The sequence below is a fragment of the Fodinicola feengrottensis genome, from assembly GCF_039530045.1.
GTDB lineage: Bacteria > Actinomycetota > Actinomycetes > Mycobacteriales > HKI-0501 > Fodinicola > Fodinicola feengrottensis.
This window is the reverse complement of record NZ_BAAANY010000043.1, coordinates 16,502-42,596: the sequence shown is the minus strand read 5'-3', so window position 1 is coordinate 42,596 and position 26,095 is coordinate 16,502. Positions and strand designations below refer to the sequence as shown.

At 66.4% G+C, this 26,095-nt stretch carries 27 protein-coding genes and 1 riboswitch; of the genes, 15 read left to right on the top strand and 12 right to left on the bottom strand.

The window, feature by feature from the left end:
- Positions 1 to 40: 40 nt before the first annotated feature.
- Positions 41 to 2,170 carry a coiled-coil domain-containing protein gene (locus ABD301_RS39415; RefSeq protein ID WP_344315148.1) on the top strand — a complete coding sequence of 710 codons (2,130 nt, stop codon included), beginning with the start codon at positions 41 to 43 and terminating at the stop codon, positions 2,168 to 2,170.
- A gap of 89 nt (positions 2,171 to 2,259) precedes the next feature.
- On the opposite strand, the gene ABD301_RS39410 is transcribed toward ABD301_RS39415, so the two are convergent.
- Together ABD301_RS39410 and ABD301_RS39405 are read right to left on the bottom strand one after the other, a co-directional pair.
- Positions 2,260 to 3,777: a deoxyguanosinetriphosphate triphosphohydrolase family protein gene (locus tag ABD301_RS39410; RefSeq protein WP_344315147.1), complete on the bottom strand. Its 1,518-nt coding sequence runs from the start codon at positions 3,775 to 3,777 to the stop codon at positions 2,260 to 2,262.
- 177 nt (positions 3,778 to 3,954) lie between these two features.
- Entirely contained in the window at positions 3,955 to 4,956 is a 1,002-nt protein-coding gene (locus ABD301_RS39405; RefSeq protein WP_163570079.1) for an ArsR/SmtB family transcription factor, read from the bottom strand.
- A 65-nt stretch (positions 4,957 to 5,021) separates the two neighbouring features.
- Between ABD301_RS39405 and ABD301_RS39400 the strand changes: the two genes are divergently transcribed.
- Both ABD301_RS39400 and ABD301_RS39395 read left to right on the top strand, forming a co-directional pair.
- Complete coding sequence (locus tag ABD301_RS39400; RefSeq protein WP_344315146.1) at positions 5,022 to 6,083, top strand: hypothetical protein; 1,062 nt, start codon at positions 5,022 to 5,024, stop codon at positions 6,081 to 6,083.
- A gap of 176 nt (positions 6,084 to 6,259) precedes the next feature.
- Complete coding sequence (locus ABD301_RS39395) at positions 6,260 to 6,805, top strand: dihydrofolate reductase family protein (RefSeq protein WP_344315145.1); 546 nt, start codon at positions 6,260 to 6,262, stop codon at positions 6,803 to 6,805.
- Positions 6,806 to 6,935: 130 nt separating this feature from the next.
- Here the strand turns inward: ABD301_RS39395 and ABD301_RS39390 are convergent, their stop codons facing one another.
- On the bottom strand, positions 6,936 to 7,553 hold the full coding sequence (locus ABD301_RS39390; protein WP_163570077.1) for a TetR/AcrR family transcriptional regulator: 618 nt from the start codon (positions 7,551 to 7,553) through the stop codon (positions 6,936 to 6,938).
- Positions 7,554 to 7,618: 65 nt separating this feature from the next.
- On the opposite strand from ABD301_RS39390, the gene ABD301_RS39385 reads away from it, so the two are divergent.
- Together ABD301_RS39385 and ABD301_RS39380 are read left to right on the top strand one after the other, a co-directional pair.
- Entirely contained in the window at positions 7,619 to 9,727 is a 2,109-nt protein-coding gene (locus ABD301_RS39385; protein ID WP_344315144.1) for a GH36-type glycosyl hydrolase domain-containing protein, read from the top strand.
- A gap of 72 nt (positions 9,728 to 9,799) precedes the next feature.
- Positions 9,800 to 12,559, top strand: coding sequence for an AfsR/SARP family transcriptional regulator (locus ABD301_RS39380; RefSeq protein ID WP_344315143.1), 2,760 nt, complete (start codon positions 9,800 to 9,802; stop codon positions 12,557 to 12,559).
- Here ABD301_RS39380 and ABD301_RS39375 read toward each other — a convergent pair.
- On the bottom strand, positions 12,554 to 13,459 hold the full coding sequence (locus tag ABD301_RS39375; RefSeq protein ID WP_344315142.1) for a hypothetical protein: 906 nt from the start codon (positions 13,457 to 13,459) through the stop codon (positions 12,554 to 12,556). The two genes, ABD301_RS39380 and ABD301_RS39375, sit on opposite strands and share 6 nt — an antisense overlap.
- 160 nt (positions 13,460 to 13,619) lie before the next feature.
- Here ABD301_RS39375 and ABD301_RS39370 point away from each other — a divergent pair, with 160 nt between their 5' ends.
- Positions 13,620 to 14,759 carry a sensor histidine kinase gene (locus tag ABD301_RS39370; RefSeq protein WP_344315141.1) on the top strand — a complete coding sequence of 380 codons (1,140 nt, stop codon included), beginning with the start codon at positions 13,620 to 13,622 and terminating at the stop codon, positions 14,757 to 14,759.
- Positions 14,756 to 15,418: a response regulator gene (locus tag ABD301_RS39365; RefSeq protein ID WP_344315140.1), complete on the top strand. Its 663-nt coding sequence runs from the start codon at positions 14,756 to 14,758 to the stop codon at positions 15,416 to 15,418. Before ABD301_RS39370 ends, ABD301_RS39365 begins: the two co-directional genes overlap by 4 nt.
- Before the next feature lies 1 nt (position 15,419).
- On the opposite strand, the gene ABD301_RS39360 is transcribed toward ABD301_RS39365, so the two are convergent.
- Both ABD301_RS39360 and ABD301_RS39355 read right to left on the bottom strand, forming a co-directional pair.
- Positions 15,420 to 16,010, bottom strand: a complete 591-nt coding sequence (locus tag ABD301_RS39360) for a TetR/AcrR family transcriptional regulator (RefSeq protein WP_163570069.1) — start codon at positions 16,008 to 16,010, stop codon at positions 15,420 to 15,422.
- A 29-nt stretch (positions 16,011 to 16,039) separates the two neighbouring features.
- On the bottom strand, positions 16,040 to 16,609 hold the full coding sequence (locus ABD301_RS39355; RefSeq protein ID WP_344315139.1) for a TetR/AcrR family transcriptional regulator: 570 nt from the start codon (positions 16,607 to 16,609) through the stop codon (positions 16,040 to 16,042).
- A 177-nt stretch (positions 16,610 to 16,786) separates the two neighbouring features.
- On the opposite strand from ABD301_RS39355, the gene ABD301_RS39350 reads away from it, so the two are divergent.
- Positions 16,787 to 17,089: an SHOCT domain-containing protein gene (locus tag ABD301_RS39350; protein WP_163570066.1), complete on the top strand. Its 303-nt coding sequence runs from the start codon at positions 16,787 to 16,789 to the stop codon at positions 17,087 to 17,089.
- 41 nt (positions 17,090 to 17,130) lie between these two features.
- Here the strand turns inward: ABD301_RS39350 and ABD301_RS39345 are convergent, their stop codons facing one another.
- The gene (locus ABD301_RS39345) at positions 17,131 to 17,295 is read right to left on the bottom strand and encodes a hypothetical protein (RefSeq protein WP_163570065.1); all 165 of its coding nucleotides are present in this window, start codon (positions 17,293 to 17,295) and stop codon (positions 17,131 to 17,133) included.
- Positions 17,296 to 17,780: 485 nt separating this feature from the next.
- Between ABD301_RS39345 and ABD301_RS39340 the strand changes: the two genes are divergently transcribed.
- Positions 17,781 to 18,464 (top strand): hypothetical protein, encoded by a 684-nt coding sequence (locus tag ABD301_RS39340; protein ID WP_344315137.1) that lies wholly within the window; start codon positions 17,781 to 17,783, stop codon positions 18,462 to 18,464.
- 328 nt (positions 18,465 to 18,792) lie between these two features.
- On the opposite strand, the gene ABD301_RS39335 is transcribed toward ABD301_RS39340, so the two are convergent.
- Entirely contained in the window at positions 18,793 to 19,125 is a 333-nt protein-coding gene (locus tag ABD301_RS39335; RefSeq protein WP_163570062.1) for a hypothetical protein, read from the bottom strand.
- A gap of 415 nt (positions 19,126 to 19,540) precedes the next feature.
- Here ABD301_RS39335 and ABD301_RS39330 point away from each other — a divergent pair, with 415 nt between their 5' ends.
- The 5 genes from ABD301_RS39330 to ABD301_RS39310 all read left to right on the top strand — a co-directional run bounded on the left by ABD301_RS39330 (position 19,541) and on the right by ABD301_RS39310 (position 22,610).
- Positions 19,541 to 19,870 carry a hypothetical protein gene (locus ABD301_RS39330; protein WP_163570061.1) on the top strand — a complete coding sequence of 110 codons (330 nt, stop codon included), beginning with the start codon at positions 19,541 to 19,543 and terminating at the stop codon, positions 19,868 to 19,870.
- A complete protein-coding gene (locus ABD301_RS39325) occupies positions 19,851 to 20,378 on the top strand; it encodes a DUF6879 family protein (protein WP_344315135.1) in 528 nt (175 codons plus the stop codon). Before ABD301_RS39330 ends, ABD301_RS39325 begins: the two co-directional genes overlap by 20 nt.
- 18 nt (positions 20,379 to 20,396) lie before the next feature.
- Entirely contained in the window at positions 20,397 to 21,251 is an 855-nt protein-coding gene (locus tag ABD301_RS39320; protein ID WP_163570059.1) for a helix-turn-helix domain-containing protein, read from the top strand.
- Positions 21,252 to 21,823: 572 nt separating this feature from the next.
- Positions 21,824 to 22,009: a hypothetical protein gene (locus tag ABD301_RS39315; RefSeq protein ID WP_344315134.1), complete on the top strand. Its 186-nt coding sequence runs from the start codon at positions 21,824 to 21,826 to the stop codon at positions 22,007 to 22,009.
- 94 nt (positions 22,010 to 22,103) lie between these two features.
- Entirely contained in the window at positions 22,104 to 22,610 is a 507-nt protein-coding gene (locus tag ABD301_RS39310; RefSeq protein ID WP_344315132.1) for a MarR family winged helix-turn-helix transcriptional regulator, read from the top strand.
- On the opposite strand, the gene ABD301_RS39305 is transcribed toward ABD301_RS39310, so the two are convergent.
- The 4 genes from ABD301_RS39305 to ABD301_RS39290 all read right to left on the bottom strand — a co-directional run bounded on the left by ABD301_RS39305 (position 22,607) and on the right by ABD301_RS39290 (position 25,292).
- The gene (locus ABD301_RS39305; RefSeq protein WP_344315130.1) at positions 22,607 to 23,485 is read right to left on the bottom strand and encodes a CPBP family intramembrane glutamic endopeptidase; all 879 of its coding nucleotides are present in this window, start codon (positions 23,483 to 23,485) and stop codon (positions 22,607 to 22,609) included. The two genes, ABD301_RS39310 and ABD301_RS39305, sit on opposite strands and share 4 nt — an antisense overlap.
- A 168-nt stretch (positions 23,486 to 23,653) precedes the next feature.
- Positions 23,654 to 24,316, bottom strand: coding sequence for a DsbA family oxidoreductase (locus ABD301_RS39300; protein ID WP_163570056.1), 663 nt, complete (start codon positions 24,314 to 24,316; stop codon positions 23,654 to 23,656).
- Between the two features lie 37 nt (positions 24,317 to 24,353).
- Positions 24,354 to 25,082 carry a CbtA family protein gene (locus ABD301_RS39295; protein WP_344315226.1) on the bottom strand — a complete coding sequence of 243 codons (729 nt, stop codon included), beginning with the start codon at positions 25,080 to 25,082 and terminating at the stop codon, positions 24,354 to 24,356.
- Between the two features lie 18 nt (positions 25,083 to 25,100).
- On the bottom strand, positions 25,101 to 25,292 hold the full coding sequence (locus tag ABD301_RS39290) for a CbtB domain-containing protein (RefSeq protein ID WP_390624154.1): 192 nt from the start codon (positions 25,290 to 25,292) through the stop codon (positions 25,101 to 25,103).
- Between the two features lie 86 nt (positions 25,293 to 25,378).
- A riboswitch (cobalamin riboswitch) is annotated at positions 25,379 to 25,440 on the bottom strand.
- Positions 25,441 to 25,525: 85 nt separating this feature from the next.
- On the opposite strand from ABD301_RS39290, the gene ABD301_RS39285 reads away from it, so the two are divergent.
- On the top strand, positions 25,526 to 26,086 hold the full coding sequence (locus ABD301_RS39285; RefSeq protein WP_163570054.1) for a histidine phosphatase family protein: 561 nt from the start codon (positions 25,526 to 25,528) through the stop codon (positions 26,084 to 26,086).
- Positions 26,087 to 26,095 lie beyond the last annotated feature (9 nt).

The following is a 26,095-nucleotide window of genomic DNA, read 5'->3' as shown; positions in this document are numbered from 1 at the left end:
CTAACCTTTCGGTCTGTTGCCGAGAGCGGGTTTTGGAGCCATGACCAACGAACAGCAGGAACTGCGGGACACGCTCGTCCAGGCCGAGCGGATGCCGTACGGCCGGGCGCGGTCCGCTCTGGTCGAGCAGACGCTGACGCGGGCCGAGGCACTCAGCGACCCGCGGCTGATTTTCGACGTACGCACCGAGCTGGTGGAGTGCTTCACGATGGGTGCGGAACAGGCCAAGGCGTTCCCGGTTTTCGCCGCCTGCCTCGCAGATTATGACGCCGGGCGGATCTCCTTCAGCGAGCGGGACGCGAAGACCCTTCGTTGGCAACACCAATGGGTGGTCTCGGCGATGCCGAAGTTTCCCAGTATCAGCCGCGAACAAATGGTCACCGCGCTGGCCGACCTTGAGCACCGCTTCCGGATCGCCGGGCAGAGCCTGCACGCCGTCCATAACATGGCCAGCTGGGTTTACCGCAATCTCGGTGAGCGGGACGCGGCCGAGGAGGCGTTCGAGCGCTGGATGACCACTGAGCGCGACCGCAACAGCCCCAACCCGGCCTCCGACGCGTCGGACCAGGCGAGCCATCACCTGTGGATGGGTCGCTTCGAGGAAGCTCTCGAAGCCGCCGCGCCGGTGATGGACGGCCGGCTGACCGCGGAAAAGCATCCGCAGGAAACGTTGGCCGCCATGCTGCCGGCATTCCTTGAAACCGGTCGGTGGGATGGCGCTCGCGAAGCCCATTTGCGCGCTTACCGGCTGCACCGCGGGGACCTGCACTCCGGCCCGTACATCGCCGAACACCTCAGGTTCTGTGCCCTGACCGGGAATGAGACGCGCGGCCTGGAGATTCTGCAGCGGCATCAACACTGGTACGACGAACCGACCGATCCGTTGACCGAGCTCCGGCTCGCGACCAAGTCGGTTCTTTTACTACAAAGGCTGGCGAACTTAGGAATCACCGTGCACCAACGTTCGTTCGGTTCGCGTCCGAGCGGTCCAGTGCTTGTCGAAGAGCTGAGAGACCAACTGGAGCAGCGGGCCCGGTTGTTGGCCGCACAGTTCGATGCCCGCAGCGCAAACCAGTACCACAGCGAGCAGCTGGAAACGACGATATCCGCGCAGCCGTACGTCCAGAAACTGCATTTGTCATCTGTCGACCGCTTTGCCGCCACCAAAACCAACCAGCCTGAGTTCCCCACGGCAGCCAGCGTCGAGATCGAGACGGCAGCGGCGCAGGCCGCCGACCTGCGCTGGGATAAGCTGCGCGCGGCTGACCACCTGGACGCGCCTGCGACGTTGGAAATCGCGCTCACCGCCGTCCAGCATTGGCAACGCACCAAAGACCGGGCCGGCCGTGCCGTCGCCGAGTTGCGCCTCGGCGAGACCTACCACCATCAGGGAAACTGGCTCGACGCCGCTGAGGCGCTTGAAATGGCCCGCTACGACTTCGAAAAGGTCGAACAGCTGGACACTCCGGACGTACGCCAGACGTACGAACTCCTGGCCGAATGCCAGGCAGAACTCGGCGAACACGTGGACGCGGCCCGGACACTGGAAAGCATGGCCGACTCAATGCGCACCGAGGGCCGGCCGGCCGCGGTCGCACCCTGGCTGGACAAGGCCGGGCGCGCACTGAGAAAAGGCCACGAACCCGCTGACGCGGCAACGAAATTCGCCGAGGCGGCGGAGCTTTACGAAGCGAGTGGTTCTTCCGTCGACGCCATCGGGTCGTTGCGAAGTCAGGTCGACGCGCTCGCCGAAGCGAACCACTTCCTGGAATCCTATGAGGTAGCGGTCGAGTCCGAGCGACGAGCGGCGGCGCTGCCCACCGGATCCAAGCGCGCGTGGCTGGTCGCGTCAACCACGTTCGACATCGGCTACGCCCTCTGGCAGCTTGATCTCAACGCGGAGTCCATTGTGATCTTCGACCAGGCCCGCGAACTGTACGAAGAAGGAGGCTGGCCGGCCAGTGCCGGGTGGCCGGCACGGATGACCGCTGAGGTCTATCTGGAGCTGGGCAAACTCGGCAAGGCCAAGCGAGCGGCCGCCGTCGCGCTGGGCCTTCTGGCCGAGGGCGGCCGAGGCAAGAAGGACGCTCAGGTCATCAAAACGCGGAGACTTCTCGAAACAATCAAACAAGCCAAACAAGACCGCGCCGCCGCCGAAGACTCTGCCTAGCGTCCGCTTCGGACGTACGACTCGGATTGGAAAGCAGTGCGAAGCCAGCTTTTCGGTACTTGGACATTCCTGCGGGGAGCAGTCAGCGATCACAAGACAAAAGTGTCGGTCCAGAGTCGGCCGGACCGACCGGACAACACTTCGATCATGGCCCGCGCCTGACTGTCCGTCTGGGACGCGACGAAGTCGATAATCGCCCTGCCGCGAGCGAGTCGAAGGATATCGGTGCCACCCAGCCATTCGGGGTCGATGCGGGCATACTCCCCATGGGCGATCTCAATGAGGTCGTGCAGCCGCCGCGGCAGCCGAGCGCTTTCGTGCGCGTCGTCCAGCCATTCGGCCAGTGCCTCCACCAAAGTGGTCACCGACTGGGCCTGGCCGCGCTGGTGAAGGGCCAGATCGGGGCGCTCCAAGACAAACCGCTGGTGCAGGAATTTGAGCACCTGCACTTCGTGCCACTGCGCCGCCTCCAACGACACATGCGCCGCTCGTACCGGCGGTTCGGCCAGTACGCGAACGCCGTCGACCAGTCTTTCCGTCCATTTTCCAGAAAACTCCGCGACCGCGCGCTCGGCCGCGATGGAACCGTCGAAAGGCGTGGAAAGCAGGCCGTCACCCAATTCCCGACTGACCCGCTGGACGGCGGCGGCGAAAGCATCGTCGTCATAGATCCAACTGTCGCGGCCGCGCATCCGTCGGCGGCGCGTTTCCAGGCCATGACCCGGTTGCCGGCCCAGGGCCGGATCGGCCAGCCTGGCCAGTACGACCGACTGGCCCAGCCAGCCTTCCAATTCGGCCGCGACCGCGGTGTGGGCGAGCACGCCGACCCGATGGAAATCCTCAATGTCATGAATGGCGTACGCGATGTCGTCGGCAGTGTCCATCACGGCCGCCTCGACAGTTTGCTGCCAAGGCGCGACAAGACCTTCGTACGGAGCTCGACAATCGACGACTTCGTCGAGTTCGTTCAGATAGGCCGAAAACTTGAGCGACCCGCCGTCCGGGTCGTCCGCTGACGGCGCCGCGCCGCGCGGCGGGACAGGCATCGCGGACGGATGGGGCCGCGGAAAAGCGCGCCGCGCCCACGGATATTTCAACACCGCTGCCCGTACGGCCGCGGTCAGGTCCATACCAACGCCGGAACGCGCCCGTACGTCCGTGGTGGTGATAATCCGGAACGACTGCGCGTTGCCTTCGAAACCGTCCGGCAGTCCCAGCCGCTGCCGGGCCAGCCGGTCCAGCACCTGCTCCCCCAAATGCCCGAACGGCGGGTGCCCGAGGTCGTGCGCGAGCGCGGCGGCCTCGACCACCGTCGGGTCGCACCCACCCAACCGGGCCACTACGCCTTCAGCGTCCACATCGGACACTCGCTCGGCCAACCGGACGGCGACCTGCGCGACTTTCAGACTGTGCGTCAACCGGTTGTGCAGCAACAACCCCGATCCGGTCGGGCTGACCACCTGGGTGACGCCGGCCAACCGGGCAAAAAACGGCGACTCGACCACCCGGTCCCGGTCAGCTCGGTACGGGTCGCTGGCCGCCCACGAGGAACCGGCGCCGCCACCGTGCTCGTGGCTGCGCCGTACCCGCGGATCGTCAGGCTTCATTGCGCCAGCGTATTGCGCTAGTACTACAGGGCTACTCAAGCGGCGATAGCCGAGCCCAAGCGCCGCCTGACGGCACGGCGAAACCGCCCACGTGGCGCTGCCACGCAGGGCGGCCCCGCCGCACCACCAGACGGCACTTGGATCTCGACTCTCATCCCCATGAGTAGCCCTGCAGTACTAGCCGACCTCAGTGCCGGTCAGAAGGCGTTCGCCCAGGTCAGTACGGGTATAGCGGACCGCGCGCCCGTCCCGGTGGGAGGTGAGCAGGCCAGCGGCTTGCAGTGCCTTGAGGTGCACGTTCAAGGTCGGGGCGCTGAGGCTGAACTGGGCGGCCAGCTGAGTGGTCGTCATCGGCAGGTCAAGCTGGGCGAGCAGGACCGCGCGGGTCCGGCCGATCACGCCCGCGAGCGGTGAGCCGCGCCGGGCGCGGGGCGTTTCCCAGAGCCGGCCGAGGCCCCGCGGCGAGTAGCTCAGCGCGGGCTGCGGGTCGGCCGTACGCACGATCGCGTCTGGCCACGCGAACGCGCACGGTATCAGCAACAGGCCACGTTGTCGCAGGTCAGCGTGCCCGTCGTAGTACTTCACCACACGCAGGGTGTCGCCGTGGATGCTGATCAGGGGGTGCAGCGTGTCGAGCATCTGGTGCACACCACCGATGGCCAACTGGTCGAGCCGGTAGATGAGGTCCGCTTCCAGCAACGCCCTTACGCGTGGCCAGTACGGGGCCAGCGCCACCGTCCAGTAGCGGCGCAGTTCGGCGACAATCCGTACCAAACCGGCCGCCGGATCGGCGACCAGTTCCTGGAGCAACTCCACGCGGGCCGCCCGACCAGGCCCTTCCTGCGCGACGCGGTGCTGGGCGAGGTGCGCCAACTCGGTCGCGACGAGTTCCGGGTCGGTGGCCGCGATCAACGCCAGCCCGGCCTCGAAACTGGGGGCCCGACGCGGCGGCAGCGGTTGCAGGAAGTCGGGCAGGTAGCCGCGTGGGCGCACGATCGCGGTCAGCAGCCGCAAGTCGAGCTGGCCGACGGCCGGTCGTACGGTCCGTAGCCACCATCCGTGGACACCCAGGTTCGCACCTACGGACAGCGTGCGCAGGCTGGTGACCGCCTCCCAGGTCGGCGACAGCGCGAACCGGACCCGACCGAGGTCCTCGACGCCGAGATGCAGGGAGATCACGGCCTTGAGATTAGGCGAGGATCTAATCGTGGTGGCGCAGATCGGCGCAGTTCAGACTCGTCGCCATGACATCTGCGGCGACTCTCAGCGAGGCGTACCAGCGACTGCATCGGTGGGGGCCGGAGTTCGGCGGCGACGAACGCGGCGACCACGGCCTGACGAACCACGCGCCGATGGCGCTGGAGGTCATCTGCCGGCGCGGGCTCCAGGTCAACGTCGATCGCTGGGTTGATCGTTACGTACGGCGCCTTATGGACCTTCCGACGGCTCGTACGCCGATCACCTCCTGGTCCAGTGCCCTCGGGACCGGCCGGTCCCGGCTCGGCGACTGGACCACGTATTTCACCGGTGAGCTCGCCGAGCGGCCCTGGCGGGACGTGCTGGCGACCTGGTGGCCGCGGCTGCTGCCCGGCATCGTCGCCGGCTCCAGCCACGGCGTGATCCGGGTCGGGCATGCCGTCCGTACGCTGCTGGCCGGCGAGCAGACCGAGCCGGCCATCGCCGAACTCGGCCACGGCCTCGCGTTTTGGGCCGCGAGGTTCCAGCCGCTGCCCAGCGGCGGCGAGCCGGCCGGCCAGTTGTCGGCGGCGGCAACCTTCCTCGCGGTGCCGCGGCTCGCGGACCAGAGCGGATTCGTCGCGTACCGGCTGGGCCGTCTCGCCCAGCTGCCCAGCTGGCCGCAAACGCTGCGCGGCCTGTGCCCGCCGGCCACTCCCGCCGACGTACCAGCCGGCCTTGCCGACCTCGTGGACGTAGCTACCGTCCGTTACCAACTGCATGGCGCCGCGAGCCCGGTGCTGCTCGTCCACACCGCGACCGCGCCCAACGCCGTACGCCATACCCTGCCGGCGCTGCCGGAATCACTCTGGCCGCAGAGCTTCACCGCGGCATGGACGGCCGCCGCTGCCATCACCGCCTGTTACGCCCCGCTCGACGCGATCGATCCCGTACGGGACAAGCTGACCGGGCCCGACCCGATCGGCGACGCCCTCGCGACGGCCGCCCGACACGGCGACGAGCACGTCCTGAAGTTCACCGACACCGCAGTCGAGGTCTATCAGCGCACTGGCGACCCGGCTGCTCTCACCGCGGCACAGCACGCCGCCCACCTGATCGACCCGACCTAGTGTCCTGCGCCCGAAGTTCATTACTTTCTCCGGCGCCCAGACGGCGTCTGAGAGCACCGGAGAATCGCCCACATACGCACCAGTATGAGGGCGATCCTCCGGCGCACTCAGGCCACCGTCTGGATCACCGAATAAAGCAACGAACTTCGAACGCAGGACACTAGGAAGGCTTCACCATGCGCAAAGTAACCGCGGGACTGTTCAGCTCGATCGACGGCGTGGTCCAGGCTCCCAACGAGTGGCAGTTCAGCTTCGACGAGGAGATGGGCGTGGCGTTGAACGCCTTGCTCGCCGAGCAGGACGCCGTCCTGCTCGGCCGGGTGACCTTCACCGAATGGGCCGGCTACTGGCCGACCTCGACCGACGAACCCTTCGCCAGCTGGATCAACAGCACCCAGAAGTATGTTGCCTCCAGCACCCTCGACTCGGTCGACCAGTGGTCGAAGAGCACCCTGATCGAGGGCTCGGTCACGGACTTCGTCGCCGAGCTGCGAGCGCAGGACGGCGGCACGATCGGCACCGCCGGCAGCCCGACGCTCGTACGATCACTGATCGCCGCTGACCTGATCGACGAGCTCACCCTGATGATCAGCCCGGTGGTGGCCGGCGGCGGCCGACAGCGCCTCTTCGCCGACGATTCCGCGCTGACCAAGTTCAGCTTGGCCAAGGCTCAGCCCACCAGCAGCGGCGTCATCATCGCCACGTACCGCCCGACCAAATAGCGAAAATCCGCATCGACGCTGGGCTTGGGCGTTGAGTGCGGCACAATGTCCCGCATTCGATGTCGAGTGCGGGACATTGTGCCGCACTCGATGAGACATGGGGCTGGATTCAGCGGGGGGGTATCGGCATTCAAAGGCCGGCGGTGAGGTCTCGTTCCAGGTTTTCCGCGTAGGCGGAGGCACTTTCCACGATGTCCACCTCGTCGGGATCGAGCAGCCACTGGGTCTGCAGGCCATCCAGCGTCGCGAGGATCTCGGCCGCCTTCAGCTTGGGCACGATGTCCTTGCGGACCCGCCCGTCCTGCTGGCCCGCGATGATCATGTCCGCGACGATCGCCCGCAAGGCCCGATAGCGATCGACGAAATGCTCATGGCCGGGTGCGTTGGGTTCCAGGCTTTCGGCCACCAGGACGGTAAAGAGCTTCGCGAGCCCTGGTCTTTCCTTATTCCTCCCGGCGAAATCCGGGATGCTCGGCAGCCGCAGCTGCCCCTCCCGGCCAAGCAACTCGGTCGCGTACGCCTCGCTGTCCGCGTCCCGTTGCTCGATCACCGCCAGCAGAAGAGCCTCTTTGCTCCCGAAATGATGCAACAAGCCGGGGAGGGTGAGGCCCGCACGAATGGCCACCTCGGCTATCGCGGTGCCTCGATAACCGGTCTGACCAAACAGTTCAGTGGCCACCGCGATGATCTCCGCGCGCCGCCGCTCGGCGCGTTCGCGTCGACTGGTGGGTTGTGTCGGTTGGCTCACGATGCTAAACCTAGCACATTCACTTACCTATAAGACGGTAGGTGAACTGCCGTTGAGGAGCAGGGTTGAGCGCGTTCGGTGAGTGGACCACGATCAATGGGGTGCCGGCCTTCCAGTACACCGCCGACCCCGCCGCGGCGGCCTGGGACCCGACGTTGGACCCGCCCACTCACCGGCGCTGGATCCAGGTCGGCAACCGCCGGATCACCCTGGTAGCGGACAATTTCGGCCGCAGCGGGCTGTGGGATGAGCACACCGGGCTGGACTGGCTCACCGAGCCGTTCCCAGCCGGCACCGGAGTCAGCCGACTCGCAGATGTCCTGAACACCGACGAGAATGTCACCGAGGTGTTCTTCGGCCCGACGTTTTCTCGGGTACGAGCGCAAACCTCGGCGGCTACCCTCGAGCGGACCGTGCTGTGCCCCGAAGGTGAGCAACCGTGGGTGCTGATCAGGGTCGAGGTCACCAACCGCACGAACGCGACCCAGCGGTGGACTCTGCGCGAGGAATGGGACGTACGACAGCATCGCGTGGACCTGGAATTCGGGGCGCGTGCCAAACGGGGTGACTTTGCCGGCGCTGTGGTCACTCTTGCTGCTTTCGACGGTCCGCGGACCTACGGACGAGAGGGTTTGCTGGCCGTCTCGGTAGATCTTGAGCTAGCGCCAGGCGCCGCCCAGACGACGTGGTTTCGTTGCGGTCTCGACGAAACGGGCGAGGTCGATCCAGCTACCATCTATTCGTCGAGTTTCACCGCGCTTGCCCGGCGACTTCCGCGGGCCGCCGCCGCTCGGGCTTCCCAGGCAGCGCGGGAAATTCCATGGCACGCGGCACTGCTGTCCGGCGGGGTGTGCGCCGATGGCGTGCTCGGCGGTCACCTGCTGAACCAGGGCTCGGCGTATTCGTATCGGCATGGTTTCACCGGCGCTGCCCGCGATCCGCTCCAACACGCCTTGCCGCTGGTCTACACCGAACCCGACCTGGCGTTGTCGGTTCTGCGCAATACCTGCGCTTGGGCCAATCCAGACGGGGACGTGCCCTACGCGCTGGATGGCCACAAACAGCCTCGCCGGGAGCTTTTCCAGCCCTCCGACCAGAATTTGTGGGCGCTGTGGCTGGCCGCCGAATACGCGGCGGCGACCGGGGATCTCGCCGCTTTCGCCGAGCCGGCCCCATTCCATCCGGCGTCGAAAGCCTCGCCGGTACCGTTGGGCGAACATCTGCGCCGACAGTTTCGGTATTTCGTCGACGTGGTCGGAACCGGAGCGCACGGGCACGTACGGATCCGCAACGCCGACTGGAACGACCTGGTGCTGGACGAGGTCGGCGGCGACCGGGCGGCGATGATCGAGCGCGGCGAGTCGGTGCTGAACTCCGCGATGGCCGCGTGGGTGCTGCCCGTTTACGCCGCGCTCGCCGCGCGTCTCGGCGATGCTGAAACAGCTTCCGAAGCCCGGAAAATCGGGGAAAGACTCCGCGAGCTGGTCGCCGGAGAGTGGAATGGGCGATGGTTTCGCCGGGCGTACGGGCCGGACGCGGAACCGGTCGGTGACGACGTTCTCTGGCTGGAAGCGCAGCCCTGGGCCATTCTGAGCGGTGCCGCCGATCCTGACCAGGCGGTCGCACTGCTGGCCACCATCGACAAGCTGTGCCGGCGGAACTCGCCGCTCGGAGCGCGCCTGCAATGGCCGTCGCCGATCGGCGAGCGCGGCGGAATCTGGGCTTCCATCAACGCGACCCTGGTGTGGGCGGCGGCCACGATCGACCCCGAGCTGGGCTGGGATGAGTGGCGGCGCATGACGTTGTCCGCGCATTCCGCGGCCTATCCCGATATTTGGGAAGGGACCCTGTCCGGACCGGACGCCTACATGTCGCCGGAGTCCGGACGGCCCGGGCAGACCTGGAAACTGCCGCATCTCGGCGTCGCCATGCAGGCTTGGCCGGTCGGCAACATGCACAGCCATGCCCAACCTCTGCTGGCTTATCTGCGGCTGCTCGGAGTTCAGCCTGGCCGTGCCGGGGAGCTGCGAGTGGGCGGCGGTGGCGCTTTCCAGAGCCAGGTTCTGACCGTACGCGAGGACGGGTCCGGGCTCCTGCGCTCGTCCGGCGACGTAACAGTTCTGCCACCCAGCGGTGTCCCCATTCACGGTCGCGGCGAGATCGTGTGGCCGTAGACCATGGCGAAAGAGAGCCGAAAGAACGTTTGTCCCTTCTTTCGGTAATGGATTTCTGATGTAATCCGGACCATGACTGTTTCCGGTCTCAGAATCGAGGCGTTGGGGCCGTTAGCGCTACAGGCCGGCGGCGGGCCGCTGCTCGTACGCGCGCCCAAACAGCGGTCGCTGCTCGGCCTGCTCGCCGTCCAGCCGAACCACTCGGTCGGCCATCACGACCTCGCCGAAGCGTTGTGGGGCCCCAAACAACCGGCTGGCGCCCAGGATCTTCTCTACACATATATGCATCGGTTACGGAAAGCACTCGAATCGGTGGCTAGCAACGACTCCACTGAGCTGATCGCCTCGACGGGATCGGGATATCTGCTCCGGGCCGACGCGGCCCAACTGGATGTGCTGCGTTTCACCGAACTGGCTGATCGGGCGCTGGCCAGCGACGATCCGGCCGCTGCCGCCGATGGGTACGACCAGGCATTGGCCTGTTGGCGCGGGCCGACTCTTGGTGACCTTCCGGAGTCAGTGCGTGACCTCCCGGCGGTCAACGTGCTGGACCGGCGTCGGTTGCGGATAGCCCTCGCCCGCGCCGACCTGGCCGACGTGTTGGGCGACTATCAGCGGGTCGTGCCGATGCTGCTGGAGCTGGCCGATGCCGAACCGCTGAACGAGGGATTGGCGGCGCGACTGGTGATTTGCCTCGCCGGCTCCGGCGAAGCCACCGCGGCGCTCGCGCGGTATGCCGAGATTCGCCGCCGGTTACACGACGAACTCGGCATCGAGCCGGACGGCCAGCTGCGGGAGGCGCAGCTCAGAGTGCTGCGGCAGCGAGTCGTGCCGGGACATCTGCGCAACCAGGCCACGCCACGGCTGACGCGTTTCACGCTGCCCAGGGATGTGGAGGATTTCACTGGTCGTACGAGCGAAATCGACTCGCTCGCGGCACCTGCGACCGCGGTCTGGGCCTGGGACGGGATGGCTGGCGTCGGCAAGACAACGCTCGCCGTCCATGTCGCGCACCGGCTCGCGCCCCACTATCCAGACGCCCAACTTTTCGTCGACTTGCAGGGAAACGCTGATCCACTGTCGCCGCACGATGCTCTGCTGCGGCTGCTTTCCGGGCTGGGCATCAAAACCGGCCGGACGCCGGTGGACCTGGCTGGCTGCCTGGACCTCTGGCGGCGCTGGTCGTCCGGGCATCGCGCGTTGGTGGTGCTGGATGATGCCAGCAGCGCCGAGCAGATCCGGCCGCTGCTGCCGGCCGGCACCGGCTGCCTCGCGATAGTCACCAGCCGGGCCCGGCTGACCAGCCTGGAAGGCGCCCGGCGGCGGTGTCTGGACGTGCTGCCGCTGGACCAGGCCGATGACTTGATCACCAAAATCGTCGGCGATCAGCGGGTTGCCGGCCAGCGGGACGCGGTTGAGGAAATCGCCCGGCTCTGCGGCTATCTTCCTTTAGCCGTAAGGATTGCCGCCTCCCGACTACGCGACCGACCGGCCTGGAGTGCGGCCTATCTGGCCGAGCGGCTGCGCGACGAGCGGTCCGGGCTCGACGAACTGTCCGTCGGCGACCGGAGTGTGGAGGCGGCTTTCGCGCTCTCGTACGAACAACTGTCGATGGATCAGCGACGATTTTTCCGGTTGCTGGGTGTGTTTCCCGGGCTCGAAATAGACGCGTACGCGGCGGCCGCGCTCGCCGACCTGACACCGCGGACCGCCGAGGACTTGTTGGAGCGGCTGTTCGACGTACATTTGATCGAGCAACCACGGCAGGGCCGCTATCGGTTCCACGCGCTGGTACGCCGGCATGCCGTCACCACCGCGGCGGCGCAGGACCCATCCGCCGAGCGGACTGCCGCCTTGCGACGAATCGTCGACTATTACTTGCAGGCCGCAGATTTCGCGGCCACCGTTGTCGAGCCGGGCCGCCGGCAGTTCGCGCCGCTGAACAGGTCGGCGACGCTACCGGAAATGCCGGACTCCTCTGACTGGCTGGAAACTGAGCGTTCGAACCTCACCACCGCCGTGTCGGTGGCGGCCGAACGGGGCTGGCACTCGACCACCTGGCGGCTCGCGCAGTGTCTCTGGCGGCATTTCCTCACCCGCGGCCATCTGCTGGATTGGTTGGAGACTCACGAAAAGGCATTGACCAGCGCCCGGGAGATCCATGATCGAGTCGCGGAGGCCGAAACGTTGAAAAACCTCGGCGTCGCCTACCTGCGGCTCGGACGTTTCCACGACGGCGTCGAAGTGCATTACCAAGCCCTGGATCTGGACCGAAAGTCCAAGGATCTGCTGGGTGAGGCCAAAACTCACAACAACCTGGGCTTTGTGCTCTCCAGCGCGGGCTCGCACGCCGACGCCTTGACCCACCACCGACGGTCCGCGGATCTTTACCGTACGATCGCGGACCTGTCCGGCGAAAGCCGCGCGTTGGTGGGGTTGGGACGGGCATTTCTGGGCACCGGCGGGCAGCACGCGGCACTGCAGGAATTCGAGCGGGCCATCGCGCTCGCGGACCGGGCCGGCGATGCCTGGGGTGCGACACTCGGCCTGGTTGGCTGCGGCTTCGCGCTCGTCCACCTGGGACGGGTTGCCGAAGCAGAGAAACACTTCCGACAGGCCCTGGAAGTGGTGCTGGCTCGCGCCGACCGCGGTGGCGAGTCGCTCGCCCTGGTCGGTCTCGGGCTCGTCCACCTGCGCTCCGGACGCCGCGATGAGGCACGTACGACCCTGCAGGCCGGGCTGTCCCTGGCGGACGAGACCGGCGAACTCTGGGGCGCCGAAACAGCCCGGAAAGCGATGCACGACCTGGTCTGCTACGGAATTCACCTATGACCTCAACGGGACCGCCACGCGGTGCCGGCGGAGGCTGATAATGGCGGCCGTCCAAGCGAAAATCAGGCATCCCACCGCCACGACCTCGGCCGCCGCGCCGACGAAACCAGCCGCGGTGAAGGCGGTGCCCAGTAGCGCTAGTACAGCCAACAAACCCACCATCAGCGCGTAGCCGCCGCCCGCGACGGCAACCAGGTTTCGGCGCGTACGCTCGGAAGAGGAACCAAAGGACGACACCCACGCGAGGGCTGGCAGAATTTGGACGGCGTGCATTCCCACCGCGTGTACGAGTTTGATGCTGCCGGCGGATCCCACGGTGTCCGGGTCGAGGTCGAAGGCGGAACCGCGGACGATCATCCACACTCCGGCCGCCATCGACACCAGCAGGATGCTGACGCCGATCCGGATCGCGAGGGCCATCGCGGGTGGCGCCGTGCAGGTGGCGTACGCGCGGAAAGCGAAGAATGCGATGACCACAACCGTGCAAGCGATTGTCGCTCCGGCGGCCTTGAACATATCGCTGTCCAGCGGGGTGGCGTTGTTGAAATGCGACATGACACCGCGGGCGTGTTGCAGGCTGACCCAGAACACCTCCAGCGCGCAGGTGGCCGCCAGCACGGTCAACGTGATGCGCCGAGTTCGCTGCCCCAACGCGAGAAACTGGGACACCCAGGTCAAGCCGATCACCGTGATCCCAAAGGAAATCCCGAAAGTGGTGGGTTTGCGGATCGACAGCGGACCGACAGCGGAACCGCCGACAATCAACCAGACGACACCGTGCGCGAGGCCCACACCAATCAGGAGGGCACCAACGACGTACGCCACTCGCATTCCTGGCCGCGCCTGCGTCCAATACGCCTTGAGTCCGCCGACCATTGCCGGCAGTACGGGAGAAATCATCAGTCGGTCCTCCTGGTCTCGGTGATTTCCCTGAGACGGTAGGAGAAATCCGCGCCCACCGGATCGCCGACGAGGCCCTCCCCGACGCGAGCGATACCGCGATCGAAAGATCCCTCGCCGGAGGGAGTCGGCGGCTCGCACAAACTGCTAAATTCCGCTGGTGCCCGAGCTGTCCACGCTGGTCAGGCGGTTGACACCGGTCGCCGACCCGGCGCTGGTGCTGATCGTCCTGCTGTTGTCCCTGCTGCCGCTGGTGACCTCTCGCGGCGCGGTGCCAGCGTGGGCGTACGTGCTGGTCGTGGCCGAATGCCTGCCGCTCACCTTCCGTCGCCGCTGGCCGCTGATCGTGATCAGCGTCAGCGGTGTCCTGGCGGTGATCTACGGCGTCGCGCCGCTCCCGGACCCAGCTGTGCCGTACGCGCCGCTGGTCGGCATCTACTCGGCGGCCGCACACAGCGGCCGGCTCGGGGCGAACGTCGCCGGAGTGATCTCGGCGATCGCGATCACCGGCTCGCTGCTGCTGGATCCGACCGCGACACTCGATCACGGGCTGGTGTTGTTGGCGATCTCAGCGACCGCGTGGCTGCTCGGCGACGGCGCCCGGCGACGGCGCGAAGTGGCCCGCACGCAGACCGAGCGGGCCGACCATCTGGAGCGTACGCGCGCGGCTGAGGCCGCCGCCGCGGTCGCCGACGAGCGGAACCGGATCGCCCGCGAGATGCACGACGTGATCGCGCATCACCTCAGCATGATGGTGGTGCAGGCCGAGGCGGGCCCGGTCGTGGTGGCCTCCGACCCGGGCAGGGCGACGGCCGCTTTCGATGCCATAAGTGCGGCCGGCAAGCAGGCGTTGACGGAGATGCGGCGGCTGCTGGGGGTCCTCAAGGACGGGGAGACGGCGCCGCTGCGCCCGCAGCCGGGCGTGGCCGACCTCGCCGAGTTGGTGGACGGCGTACGCTCCGCTGGCATCGACGTGCGGATGACCTCCACCGGGCCGCGGCAGCCGCTGCCGGCGGCCGTCGACCTGTCGGTTTACCGGCTTGTCCAGGAGGCACTGACCAACTGCGTACGCCACGGCGAGCCCACCCGAGTCGACGTGAACTTGGTGTTCGAGCCTCGCGAACTGTCCGTCACGGTCGCCGACGATGGCGTCGGAGCTGCGAAAACACCCCACACCGGCGGCCACGGACTGGTCGCCATGCGGGAGCGCGTCACCCTCATCGGCGGCACGCTGGCCGCTGGACCGCGGGCCGACCGCGGCTGGGCGGTCCGCGCGGTGCTGCCGCTGGAACGGTCATGACAATCCGGGTGTTGGTCGTCGACGACCAGACGCTCGTACGCGCCGGCTTCCGGATGATCCTGGAGGCGCAGCCGGACCTGGAGATCGTCGGCGAGGCCGGCGACGGCGCCGAAGCGGTCGAGCTCGCCGCTGTCCACCAACCCGACGTGGTCCTTATGGACATCCGAATGCCTCGCATGGACGGCGTGGCCGCCACTCGTACGATCACCGCCGCCCAGCCCGCCACTCGGGTCCTGGTGCTCACCACCTTCGACCTCGACGAGTACGTCTACGAGGCATTGCTCGCTGGCGCCAGCGGCTTCCTGCTCAAGGACGTCGGACGCGAAGGGCTGGTGGCCGCGGTCCGGGTGGTCGCCGCCGGCGACGCCCTGCTGGCGCCCTCGGTGACCCGGCGGCTGCTCGACGACTTCGTCGGCAGCCGAGCCCGCCCACCGGCTCGTACGCAGGCGCCCGACGTGCTCACCGCCCGTGAGTTCGACACGCTCACGCTGCTCGCGCAGGGCCTGTCGAATCCGCAAATGGCCGAGCAGCTGGTGGTCAGCGAACACACCGTCAAAACGCACGTCAGCAATGTCTTCCACAAACTCGGCCTGCGCGATCGCGTACACGCGGTGATTTATGCGTACGAGCGCGGCATTGTGAAACCCACCGGCGAATAGCCTACGAAGACTTTTCGTGTGGCAGCAGGGATTCCAGCACCGGACGCAGCACCTGGCCGGGACTGCGCCCGCCGAGCGTCTGCGGAATGACCAGCGCCACGAACATCATGCCGGTGTAGAAGGCGTTCATCAGGTTGATCTCGCCGTCCGGAGGCCGCAGATCCCAACCGCTGTGCACCTCCGCCACGAAGTCCGTCCGGGCCGCGACCAGGTCGGCGAAGGCCTGGCGCAGTGCCGGAAGACGGGTGCTTTCCATCGCCAGCTCGAACATCGCGACGATCTGGTCCGGGTGCCGAGCGACCATCCCGTCGACCACGTCGGCCAGGATGTCGATCGCCTCGGCGCGGGCCAACGGCCCGGGGTGCTGGGCGCGCAGATCCCTGACCCACGCCTGCTGCCGCTCACTGACCCGCGCCATCACGGCTTCCAACAGGGAGTCTCTGGTCCGGAAGTAGTTCGACGTGGTGCCAGTGGGGACGCCGGCGCGCTCGTCGACGGCGCGATGGGACAGCCAGTGCACCCCGCGACGGGCGAGGATCGCGATCGCCGCGTCGGCGAGCGCGTCCCTGCGCTCCTGGTTGAGCCGCGGCACCGAACCCCCTAAGCACTACATCAGTAGTACTATAGCAGGATCGTCTCCAGCATTGCCCGGGTGACCTCGCCGGGCGTACGGTCCCCGAGCACACCCGGGACGGCCAGCGCGACGAACAGCATGCCGTTGTAGAACGCGTTGAGCATCGGCGCGTCGGTGTCCGGCAGATCCGCGCCGGTGTGGGCGGCCCGCATGAACCGCATCTCCTCGCCACCCAGCTTCGCGAACACCTCCCGCAGCGCCGGCCGGCGAGTGCTTTCCATCGCCAGCTCGAACATCGCGATGATCCGGCCACGAAAGACGGACACCGACTGATCGACCACATCGGACAGCACGTCAATGATCTGAGCACGCGACGCATCGGCCGGATGGCGGCCCACCTGCTCGACAATCCACTCGCGGTGCTGCTGGATCAGCCGCTCGGCGGTGGCCTGCAACAGCGCGTCCCGCGACCGGAAATAGTTCGACGTGGTGCCGTTGGGAACAGTCGCTTCCTCGTCGACCGTACGGTGCGACAGGCCGTGCACCCCGTCGCGGGCAATGACGGCGATGGCCGCGTCGGTCAGCGCGTCCCGGCGCTGCGGATTGAGCCGTGGCAAGTCGTCCCCTCTCAGTCACTACGTAAATAGTACTACGACCAGCACAGACGCCGTCGTACGTCCGCGTACGTAGCCGGGCGGGCCGAGGTGTCGTCCGTGAGCGGACGACTTCGACGGCCGGTGGACCGAGGATGAACTGACACGCCGCAATGGGCGTACGAACGAGAGGAACTCGCCATGCTTGCTTCTTTTTCCCTCGCGGTCACCGAGTTCGCGAGGTTCGGCCCCGGATGGGCCGGCCACGGCGGGCCCGGCCCTGGGTTCTGGCCGATCTTTCCGTTGACGTGGCTGGTCATCTGGGCCGCGATCATCACCACCGTGGTGTTGTTGTGGCGGCGCCGGAGCCGGCTGGCCCCACCACAACTGTTCGGCTCGACCCGGTCGGCGCAAGCGCTGCTCGCCGAACGCTATGCCCGCGGCGAGGTGACCGACGAGGAATACCGGCAGCGGCTGGAAACCCTCCGGGAAAAGCCGGAATAACGCTGGGAAACTGGCGCACCCGCGGGGTGCGCCAGCTCACCTCAGCCGCTCACCTCAGGAAAAGCGGCGACACTCGGACCGTCGCCGGTCCAGTTGACTGGGTCCGGCCACGGAATACGGCGGAAACTCATGATGTAACGTCCGCCGCCACCGAGGGCGAAGGTGAACTCGGCCACCGTGTACGACGTGGAGTCGGTCCGGAGCACGACCGCGAAAGATCAGCCGCCCAAACAACATCACCGCGCCCGGAAACCCATGCGGCGGAGACCCAAGTGTGGCCCTCGCCCGGCTCGTGCGGGAGCGGCACATCACCAACACTGACGCCGAAATTGTCGCCCGCACCCGCCTGGACGCGACCGCCTCCAGCAGGTCACTCTCGACCTCGGGCTGTCATCCGTAGCAGCCGCCCAGAAACGGCGCTGGAAAGCCGAACAAACCATCGCCTCGGCTATCACACGCTCCTCCTCCGGCGTCAACTCCTCAGACGCGGAACTGCGCGCAGATGCCGGCGGCCCTTCGATGCCATACCGACAAGAACGACAGGCAACCGGTCGTACGCCAAGCACCAACGCCAGCCCGTACCCAACTTTGGGCATACCACCGCGACTCAGCCCAGAATGTCGTACCCATCTGCCACGCTGGGCGACGCCGACAAGCACTCAGCGCTCACGCTGCCCAGAGGAGATACGTCGTGACCAACACCAGGAAATACGGAGCAGGCGTCATCACCGGACTCGTCTCCATGTCACAAGGACTCTGCTACTGGCCTACCTGCGACCAGCCGATCGTACGATTCGTCGATGGGCAGCCAGTCAACAACTTCGAGACCGCGCACATCCGCGCCGCAAACAAAGGGGGACGTCGCTACGTAGAACGCATGAACGACGCCGAGCGGAATGGTTTCACGAATCTGTTACTGCTCTGCATTGTCCACCACAAAATTGTCGACAAGATCAGACCCAACGACTTCTCTATTGAGACCCTCGAAAGCTGGAAAACAGCCCGAGAAAAAACCGGTCAAGCCGCGTTGCGTGGACTCTTCGGGCTTACCGAAAACCGTCTACAAGAAATGATTGACGACGCATTCCAGGAATTCAAGGCGACATTCGACAATGCTCTTGCCCAGCTGAACACCGTCGACCGCGAGGCAGCCGCACTGCTTCGACCATTAATCAACGAACTCGCCGAGGCCCGGTTCCAATTCCGGTTCCCCGACGCTGACACCACCTCACAGCTCGCCCAGGCCGCGACCCTCCTCCAGCACCTCCCCGACAGCTCAACCACTCTGGCGAAGGTCGCTAAGGATCTCGAGGGCCTCCCTGCCGCGACCGAAGCACTGACTGGGGCCTTGAAGCAAGCACAGCAGTTCATGTAGCTGCACTGGCGTTGGCAGAGTCCAGCATCGCTCGCAGGTCGAGATAAGCCGAGGTCCCGAGGTGCGGCTACCGAGTAGGACCAGGCGAGGGCATCCTGGCCGCTGGGCTGCTCGACGGCGTACTTGTCGACGCAAGTCTGCGCCGTATGCCGGAACGGCTGAGCCGGGTGATATCCGTCGACCTCGTCCGTAGACTGTTACCCAACTGAGTTGCGCGGTATCGCTGAGTAGTCAACGGAAGGTGCAGGTTAATGCCCAAGGTCGCCGTCCCGGTCGGGTTCGACAGTGGGCCGGTCTGGGCGCTCGATCAGTCCGGCTTCGATGGACATCACGAGCGTTCGGCCCGGCGGCTGGCCGGGCGACCGACCGAGCGTTGCTCGGGCTCGTTGTCAATTTCGATGTCGATCATGTCCAGAATCGCTTGGTACGCTTGAGTTTTCCCAACAAAGTGAGCGGTCCTGACCTGGTCGCCCTCTTTTTTCGCCGCCCGGGCTAAATCAAGGGCATCGACTCTCGATTGCTGCACCCCGCGGCGCAATAACACCAACGCCACCCGAGCGTTGCCATCCACGGCCGCGCCAACGGCCGGCACGTTGCGCCGGTCCTGGTGGGTGGCGCTGACCAACGGCGACTCCGGTTCGTTGGGCACCCAGCCGGTCATCGCGACCACATCCCCGGCGACATGCCTGGCGGTCGCCCCGCCAACACCGCGTAGACCGCGTCAGCGTTGGTCTGCCGCCACCGCACCACCGTCGGTTGACCAGCCAATACACCGACCCCCCTGCGGTGCGTTGTTCAGGCGGTTTTGACCATGTGTTGCGCCTCCGTGGCCTTCGCGGGGGCCGGGAAAGAGCCCGGCACCGGCACGTTGCCGGCAACGCTGCAACGGCGTTGTGTGTACCGGTGCGGGCGTGCCGCCGACGCTACGGCGGCAGCCGTCGGCAACTCCAGAGGTTTGCTACAGTTTGCTCAGATCGCACATGGGGAGGGTCTGACTGTTGACGTGTGGTCGGTGCTGCGGTGACGATTGGAGAGTTGGAGAAAACTCGGGCACGTTCCTGGATGGAGGGCTCGTCATGCAGTTAACGTTCCTCGGCAAGGTCACCCAAGGCACAGGCTCGCCCACGTTGTTCGCCACCGACCGGGGCAGCTATGTGGTGCAGGGTTGGAAGGTCACCGGCCGGACCGGTGGTGTGGAGATCCCGCATCGTCTGCTCGGGTTCTTGATCGAAGGCACTTGTCTGGACGTGCAGGTCGTTGACACCGGCCGCGGCACGTTCGAGGTGTACGGTGCGCCGGTCGCCGACACGCAGGCGTTGTCGCAAATGGACATCCCTACGCACGAAACGTGCATCGAAGTGGGCACGGGAAAAGAGGTATGGGTCAATGGAGTTCCTACCGGGTGACGCCCTCGATGATCTGTTTCGCACCTTCGCACGTACGGCATTTCATCTAGAAGTGCAAGACAGCTACCACACCCCGGAAGAATCCGGCCCGTTCGACCTATTTCTGGCCGGTGAGCCGGATGATTTCGCCTGGCACCAGCCTTATCTACGGCTCGTCCGCGATGCCACCGCGGCCGGCAAAGGTGTGGCGCGGGTGCGGGTGGTCACAGTGCCGCACGTGGACTACACCCGCTGGGGCATGACGGTCGCCGAACACAACATTGCCGCGGGCGAAGACATCCGTTGGCTACCCCGCCACCTCCCCGACACCGGCACATTGCCGACGGATGATTTTTGGTTGTTCGACGACGAACACGTCGTGTTCACGATTTTTGAGCCGAGCGGCCGGTTCGCCGGTGGCGCATCCACCACCGACCCCGTCATCGTCGACTACTGCCGCACCACACGCGACCGGCTGTGGGCGCAGGCGACCCCACACGCCGACTACCGCGACCACGCAGACGCCTAGCCACGCCGCCACATCGCCGTGACCAGTTCCGTGCACCAGGCCCGAGAAGCCCTCGGGCATCGGTTGCGTGATATTCGCAAAGACGCCGGGCTGACCGGCCGGGACCTTGCGGTCCGTGCCGGCTGGCACAGCTCCAAAATCTCCAAAATCGAGTACGGCAAACAAACCCCGTCCGAAGACGACATCCGCACCTGGTGCCAGCACACGGGAGCGCACAAGCAGATTCCGGACTTGATCGCCACCGTGCGGCACATCGAGTCCATGTATGTGGAACTCCGGCGCTCGCTAGGCGCGGGTATCAACCGCAGGCAACGCGCCTTTGGTAAACGGGAGTCCACCACGTCCTTGATGCGCTGGTACGAACCGTTACTCATCCCCGGCCTACTCCACACTGCCGAGTATGCGGGTGCGATTTTGCGGCAGGTCATCGATTTCTACGGCACCCCCGACGACCTCGACACTGCTGCCGCCGCCCGTATGGAACGCCAACAAATCCTGTACCGCAGCGACCACAGGTTTCATTTCGTCGTCGCCCACCAGGCCCTGCACACCATGGTCGGCAATCCTGAGGTCATGATCGGGCAACTGGACCGGCTGCTGGCCGTTATGTCGATGCCCCGCGTCGGCCTCGGCATCATCCCCACCGACGCCCCATACGTGGTGCCGACGAATCAGTTCATCATGTTCGATGACCAGCTCGTCCACCTCGAAACCGTCTCCGCGGAAATCAACGTCACCCAACCCCGCGAAATCGCCCTCTACACGAAAACCTTCACTGCGCTGGCCGGACAAGCCGTTACCGGCGCCCCCGCCCGCGCACTCATCACCGAGGCGCTCAACCACTGGCGCGGCCAGATTCCCTCGGACGATTAGGCCGCCTTGCCGAGTTGCTCGGCGCGCTTCTGGTGGCGGCGCGGTCCTTCGAGTACCTCGACAGCCATGCGCGCGGGCGGCCGGAATCCAGTCGCCGGCGTTGCCCCAGGTGTCCTGGTTGACGTTGCTGACGGCCGCATCCGTGGGTGACCACCCGGGCGCTGGTACGACCGATGGCCATGGCGGTTGGCTTCCGTGCAGGTTCTCGTACGCTTTCCAAGCGGCGAACGAGTCGCACTGGCCATAGAACTCACGCCAGGGATCGATGCCCTGGTCCTGGTGTTCGAACTGCCCGATGGTCTCCCACGGGTAGTCGTTGCCGAGGTGTTGCGCTCGCCCGATCACAGGTCCGGGCGTCTGCGCCGGTCCAGTTGTCGCGGCCGGGCCGGCCGTCGCGCTGGCGACCAGCGCGAAGATGGCCAGCAGCAGGCCGAGTGCGGTCAAGAGTGGGATCATCCGGGGCTCCCTGAGCCGAAGGGGACGCTCGGGGCGAACCCTGCAGACCAGTGCGGCCGTACCGCAATGGTTCGGGGTGTTCGGGGAACACCTGGAGAACGTTCGGGCTGACCACTTTGGCGGAGGCGACCCGGGGCGTCCGGCTGCCGACCGAACCGGTGGTGGTCACCTTCGTGACCGCCTGCGGCGCCGACCCGCAGCCCTGGTCGTACGACTCCGAGCCGCCGCCGAGGCCGCGCTGCCACCATCCCCTGCGACCCACCCCCATCCCCGCGCCCCTGATCACCCCGCGCCGAAGGTAACGAAACACCTCAACTTTGTGAGCCGTATCGTCACCTTCACGGAGCGGCAGATAGTACGATGGCGGACTATCTGCTATCGAACTATGCTGTGAGCATGGATGAAGACGCGATCGACCGGGTGGTCGCCAGCTGGCATCGGGAGCGGCCCGACCTGGACCTTGCCGCGGTGGGGTTACTGGGGCGGTTCGGCCGGCTGGCGGTGATCGCGGGGCGGCGGGTCGAGGAGGTTTTCCCTCGGCATGGCCTGCGGTCCGGCGAGTTCGACGTGCTGGCCACGCTCCGCCGGTCCGGCCAGCCGTACGCGCTGACCCCGTCCGCGATGTCCGCCACCCTGATGCTGTCCAGGGCCGGCATGACCAACCGGATCGACCGCCTGGAGGAGGCCGGCATGGTGGAGCGCCAGCTCGACCCGGCGGACCGCCGCAGCTTCCTGATCGCGCTGACCCAGGTGGGCCGGGAGACCGTCGACGCGGCGATGACCGAGCACACCGCCAACGAAACCCGCCTCGTCTCCTCGCTCACCCACACCGAGCGACAAACCCTCGACACACTGCTTCGCAAGCTGCTGCAATCCCTGGATGACGAGCCCTTGGACCACTAGGACAATGTGAAGAAGTAAAGGACGACCGGCAGGCCGTTGATCATCGTGTGGACGGCGATGCTCGCCCAGATATTGCAATAGCGAGCCCACAAAAGACCGAGAAAGGCGCCGCCGACGCCCTGGATCGACACCGCCGTGGCCACCACGACCCAGGGCGCGCCACCGCCCCCGTGGGTGGGCACGTGCATCAGCGCGAACAACAGCGCCGAGACGATGATGCCGGCCCATTGACCAAAAATCGCCTCGATATGGGTCTGAAGCAAATAGCGGTAGAAGATCTCCTCGGCGACGCTGGCGGTCAAAAAGGTCAGTACGGCCGCGATCGCCACGTAGACCGGGTCCGGATACTGCTGGATCGTCGGGACCGGAGCGGCCAGCGGGCCGACGTACGTCAGCAGCGCCCACCCGGCGATCACCGGAATCGGTGCCAGCCAAGGCAATCGCGAGCGCGGGAACCATCGCGGCAGCTTGGCCGGCTGGTTCTTGTCCCGCAGGAATCGAAAAGCCACCGCTGGTACGAGCAGCAGCAGGGCCATCTTGAGGATCAGATACCAGCCGCTGTGGCCGAGCCCGCCGACCCCGATCACCAGCGGGAACAGCACCGCCAGGCCGACCAGCAACCCCATCCGGCGCAGCACCACCGACCGGGGACCCGTGAGCTGGTGCGATTCCCGCGGTCGTGGCGGGATCAGCAACGCGAGCACAGCGCCCACGGCCAGCGGCAGGACGACCATCCACAGCGGTTGCGTCGGGGCACCCGCATCGGAGGACCCGGTCACATTTGCGTGACCGGTCAAGGGCAACATTATCAGGCTCAGCAGGAAAACGGCCGCGCCTACTGTCACCACCACACGCCGCAAGATCGTTTCGCTCACCTGAACGAGCATGTCAAAGGTGAACACCGGCCGCGTCAGCTGCGGCGACTAACGGGACGTCATTCCTTGGATGTACGCTCCGCAGGCTCGCTTTCCGGGACCGAGCAGAAACCGTCCGTACAAACAGCGTCCTGGTCGTCTCCGACCACTACCAGCTCCAGCGGCTCGTCAGGCATCCCGCTCCTTCGCCACCTTTCGCAGCACCTCTACGAAAGTCTCACTGGCCTGCGCGCCGGAGATTCCGTATTTTCCTTCCACCACATAAAACGGCACGCCCTGAATGCCGTAGCGCAGCGCTTGCTGCTGGTCTGCCCGTACGTCGTCAACGAACTTGTCGTTCGCCAGCACGTCCAGCACCTCGGCACGGTCCAGCCCGACCTCGGCGGCCAGGTCGGCGAGCACCTCTGGATCGGCCAGCCGACGGCCCTCGACGAAATACGCCGACAGCAGCCGCTCTTTGAGCTCGGCCTGTTTTCCCCGCGCTTTGGCCAAATGCAACACCTGGTGAGCCTTGACGGTGTTCGTCGGGCGCAGGCTGTCGAAATGGTAATCGAGACCGACCGAAGCCCCGATCTCCACGATCCGCTGATCCATCTTCTCGACCTGGCCGACCGGGATGCCCTTACGCGTGGACAGGAAGTCCGTATGGGTCCCGTCGTAGTCGTCCGGCATCTCGGGGGTCAGCTCGAAGCTGTGATATTCCACCTCGACCGGGAGCGCGGCCTCGTCCTGTGCGTACGCGGCGAGGCCACTCTCCAACCGGCGCTTGCCGACGTAGCACCAAGGGCAGGCGATATCGGACCAGATGTCAATTTTTATGGGCGCGTTCACGTACCGGGGAACACCCGCGAGCCGGCTCCGATTCCCGTCAGTGCGCGGTGGCCGCCAGCAGCGCGGCGCGCTGGGTCAGCGGGCGGTGCACCAGCGCGCCGAACAGCAGGCCGATGGTGGTCCACATCACCAACTGGGTGCCCAGCGACGCGACCCGGAAATTCCACAGCACAGCGGCCGGAAAGCCGGTGGGGACCTCGTTGATCGCCGGCAGCAGGAAAGCCGCGATCGCGGCCACCGCGATGAAAGCGGCTATCGCGACGAGCGTGGCATTCCAGCCGCCGAGCCTGGGCAGCAGCCGGCGGCCGAGATAGGTGGCGCCCACCGCGATCGCGATCGACAGCACGACCATCACGAAATATGTCGCCGTCCGCTCACCGATGGTGTCCGGGTTGCCGATCGACGGCGGATTTGCCGGGTATTTGAGGAACGGCACCACAAACGCCACCAGGAAGCCGCCGAGCGCGACCACCGCGGCGGTCGCCCGCGGAGTCAGCCGGCCAACCCGCCCGTACGCGAAAGCGAAGGCCAGTGCGAAAAGTCCACCGAACGCGATCGCGTAGACCAGGACCCCGGTCGCCAGCCCGAAACTGCTCTGGATGGCCCGGCTGACCAGCTCCGGCTCCGGCGCGTCTCCCTTCGCCGCGTCCAGCGCGGACTCGAAGGAGATCGCGTTGCCGACCGCGGGTTCCCCGAAAATGCGAGCGAAAACCAGCGCGAGCAGGCCGGCCACCACTCCGGACAGCATGCCGCGCACCAAAAGCATCCTCATGGTCGGCGGCCGCTAGTGGCAGGGGAAGCCGAGCAGGTGCCGGGCATCGTGCACATATTCATGCACGTAATGGCCGGAAATCAGGGAAGTGGCGCCTTCCTCGGCGCCGACGAAGTAGAGCAGCACGACCGCCAGCAGCGCGATGAAGATCGCCCACGGCAGGATTTCCCTGACCGGGATGCGAATCGGGATCGGCTCGGCGATCGACCCGGAACCGGGGGTGGAAACTGCGCTCACGTTGACTCCTCGGGTTGACGCGACCCACTCGGTGGTGCTCCCGACGGCGCAGGGTCTGACTCGCGGGCGAACCCGCTCACAGCGGCGCGACCGTGCCGGATTCACACCGGCTTCCAGCGGTCGTCAGTCGGTTGAACGCTAGGCTCGTCCGCTGGTGGTGTCAATCGGCGACAGGATCGGGAGACCATGCTCACGATGCGGTGTCGTACCCGGTGACCGCCCGCCTCACGCTGGTCAGCCACGCCGCCACCGCGGCCACCCGAAACGCCGCCTTCCCGCTTGACGAGTCGTTGGAGCGGCCCGAGTCGGTGACGCCGTCTGACCGCCTCCGCCGGGTCGAGACCATCGTCTGCGGGCCGGAGATCCGCTGCCTCGCCACCGCTGAGCGTCTCGGCTTCGAACCAACCGTCGAATCGGCGCTCGCCGACCTGAACCTCGGTGGGTGGCGCGGCCGTACGCTCGCCGACCTGCAAGCCAGCGATCCGGCGGCCCTGCTGTCCTGGCTGACCGACCCAACGGCCGCCCCGCACTCCGGCGAATCCCTCACTGACCTGCGCGAACGCGTCACGGCCTGGCTGGACGGCGTGTCCGGGCGTACGGTCGCGGTCACCCACCCCGCCGTCGTACGCGCCGTCGTCGTACACGTCCTCGACGCCCCACTTTCGGCCTTCTGGCGACTCGACGTCGCTCCTTCCTCGTACACCCGTTTGTCCCGCTCCGGACCCTCGTGGACCCTCCGCGAAACCGGCCACCCTCTGTAATGGGTGCCC

Coding starts and splice junctions, on each gene's coding strand:
- ABD301_RS39415 (WP_344315148.1), top strand. CDS start 41: ATGACCAACGAACAGCAGGAACTGCGGGACACGCTCGTCCAGGCCGAG.
- ABD301_RS39310 (WP_344315132.1), top strand. CDS start 22,104: ATGGATGAAGACGCGATCGACCGGGTGGTCGCCAGCTGGCATCGGGAG.
- ABD301_RS39295 (WP_344315226.1), bottom strand. CDS start 25,082: ATGCTTTTGGTGCGCGGCATGCTGTCCGGAGTGGTGGCCGGCCTGCTC.
- ABD301_RS39410 (WP_344315147.1), bottom strand. CDS start 3,777: ATGAAGCCTGACGATCCGCGGGTACGGCGCAGCCACGAGCACGGTGGC.
- ABD301_RS39375 (WP_344315142.1), bottom strand. CDS start 13,459: ATGATTTCTCCCGTACTGCCGGCAATGGTCGGCGGACTCAAGGCGTAT.
- ABD301_RS39330 (WP_163570061.1), top strand. CDS start 19,541: ATGCAGTTAACGTTCCTCGGCAAGGTCACCCAAGGCACAGGCTCGCCC.
- ABD301_RS39335 (WP_163570062.1), bottom strand. CDS start 19,125: ATGACCGGCTGGGTGCCCAACGAACCGGAGTCGCCGTTGGTCAGCGCC.
- ABD301_RS39325 (WP_344315135.1), top strand. CDS start 19,851: ATGGAGTTCCTACCGGGTGACGCCCTCGATGATCTGTTTCGCACCTTC.
- ABD301_RS39350 (WP_163570066.1), top strand. CDS start 16,787: ATGCTTGCTTCTTTTTCCCTCGCGGTCACCGAGTTCGCGAGGTTCGGC.
- ABD301_RS39395 (WP_344315145.1), top strand. CDS start 6,260: ATGCGCAAAGTAACCGCGGGACTGTTCAGCTCGATCGACGGCGTGGTC.
- ABD301_RS39400 (WP_344315146.1), top strand. CDS start 5,022: ATGACATCTGCGGCGACTCTCAGCGAGGCGTACCAGCGACTGCATCGG.
- ABD301_RS39365 (WP_344315140.1), top strand. CDS start 14,756: ATGACAATCCGGGTGTTGGTCGTCGACGACCAGACGCTCGTACGCGCC.
- ABD301_RS39380 (WP_344315143.1), top strand. CDS start 9,800: ATGACTGTTTCCGGTCTCAGAATCGAGGCGTTGGGGCCGTTAGCGCTA.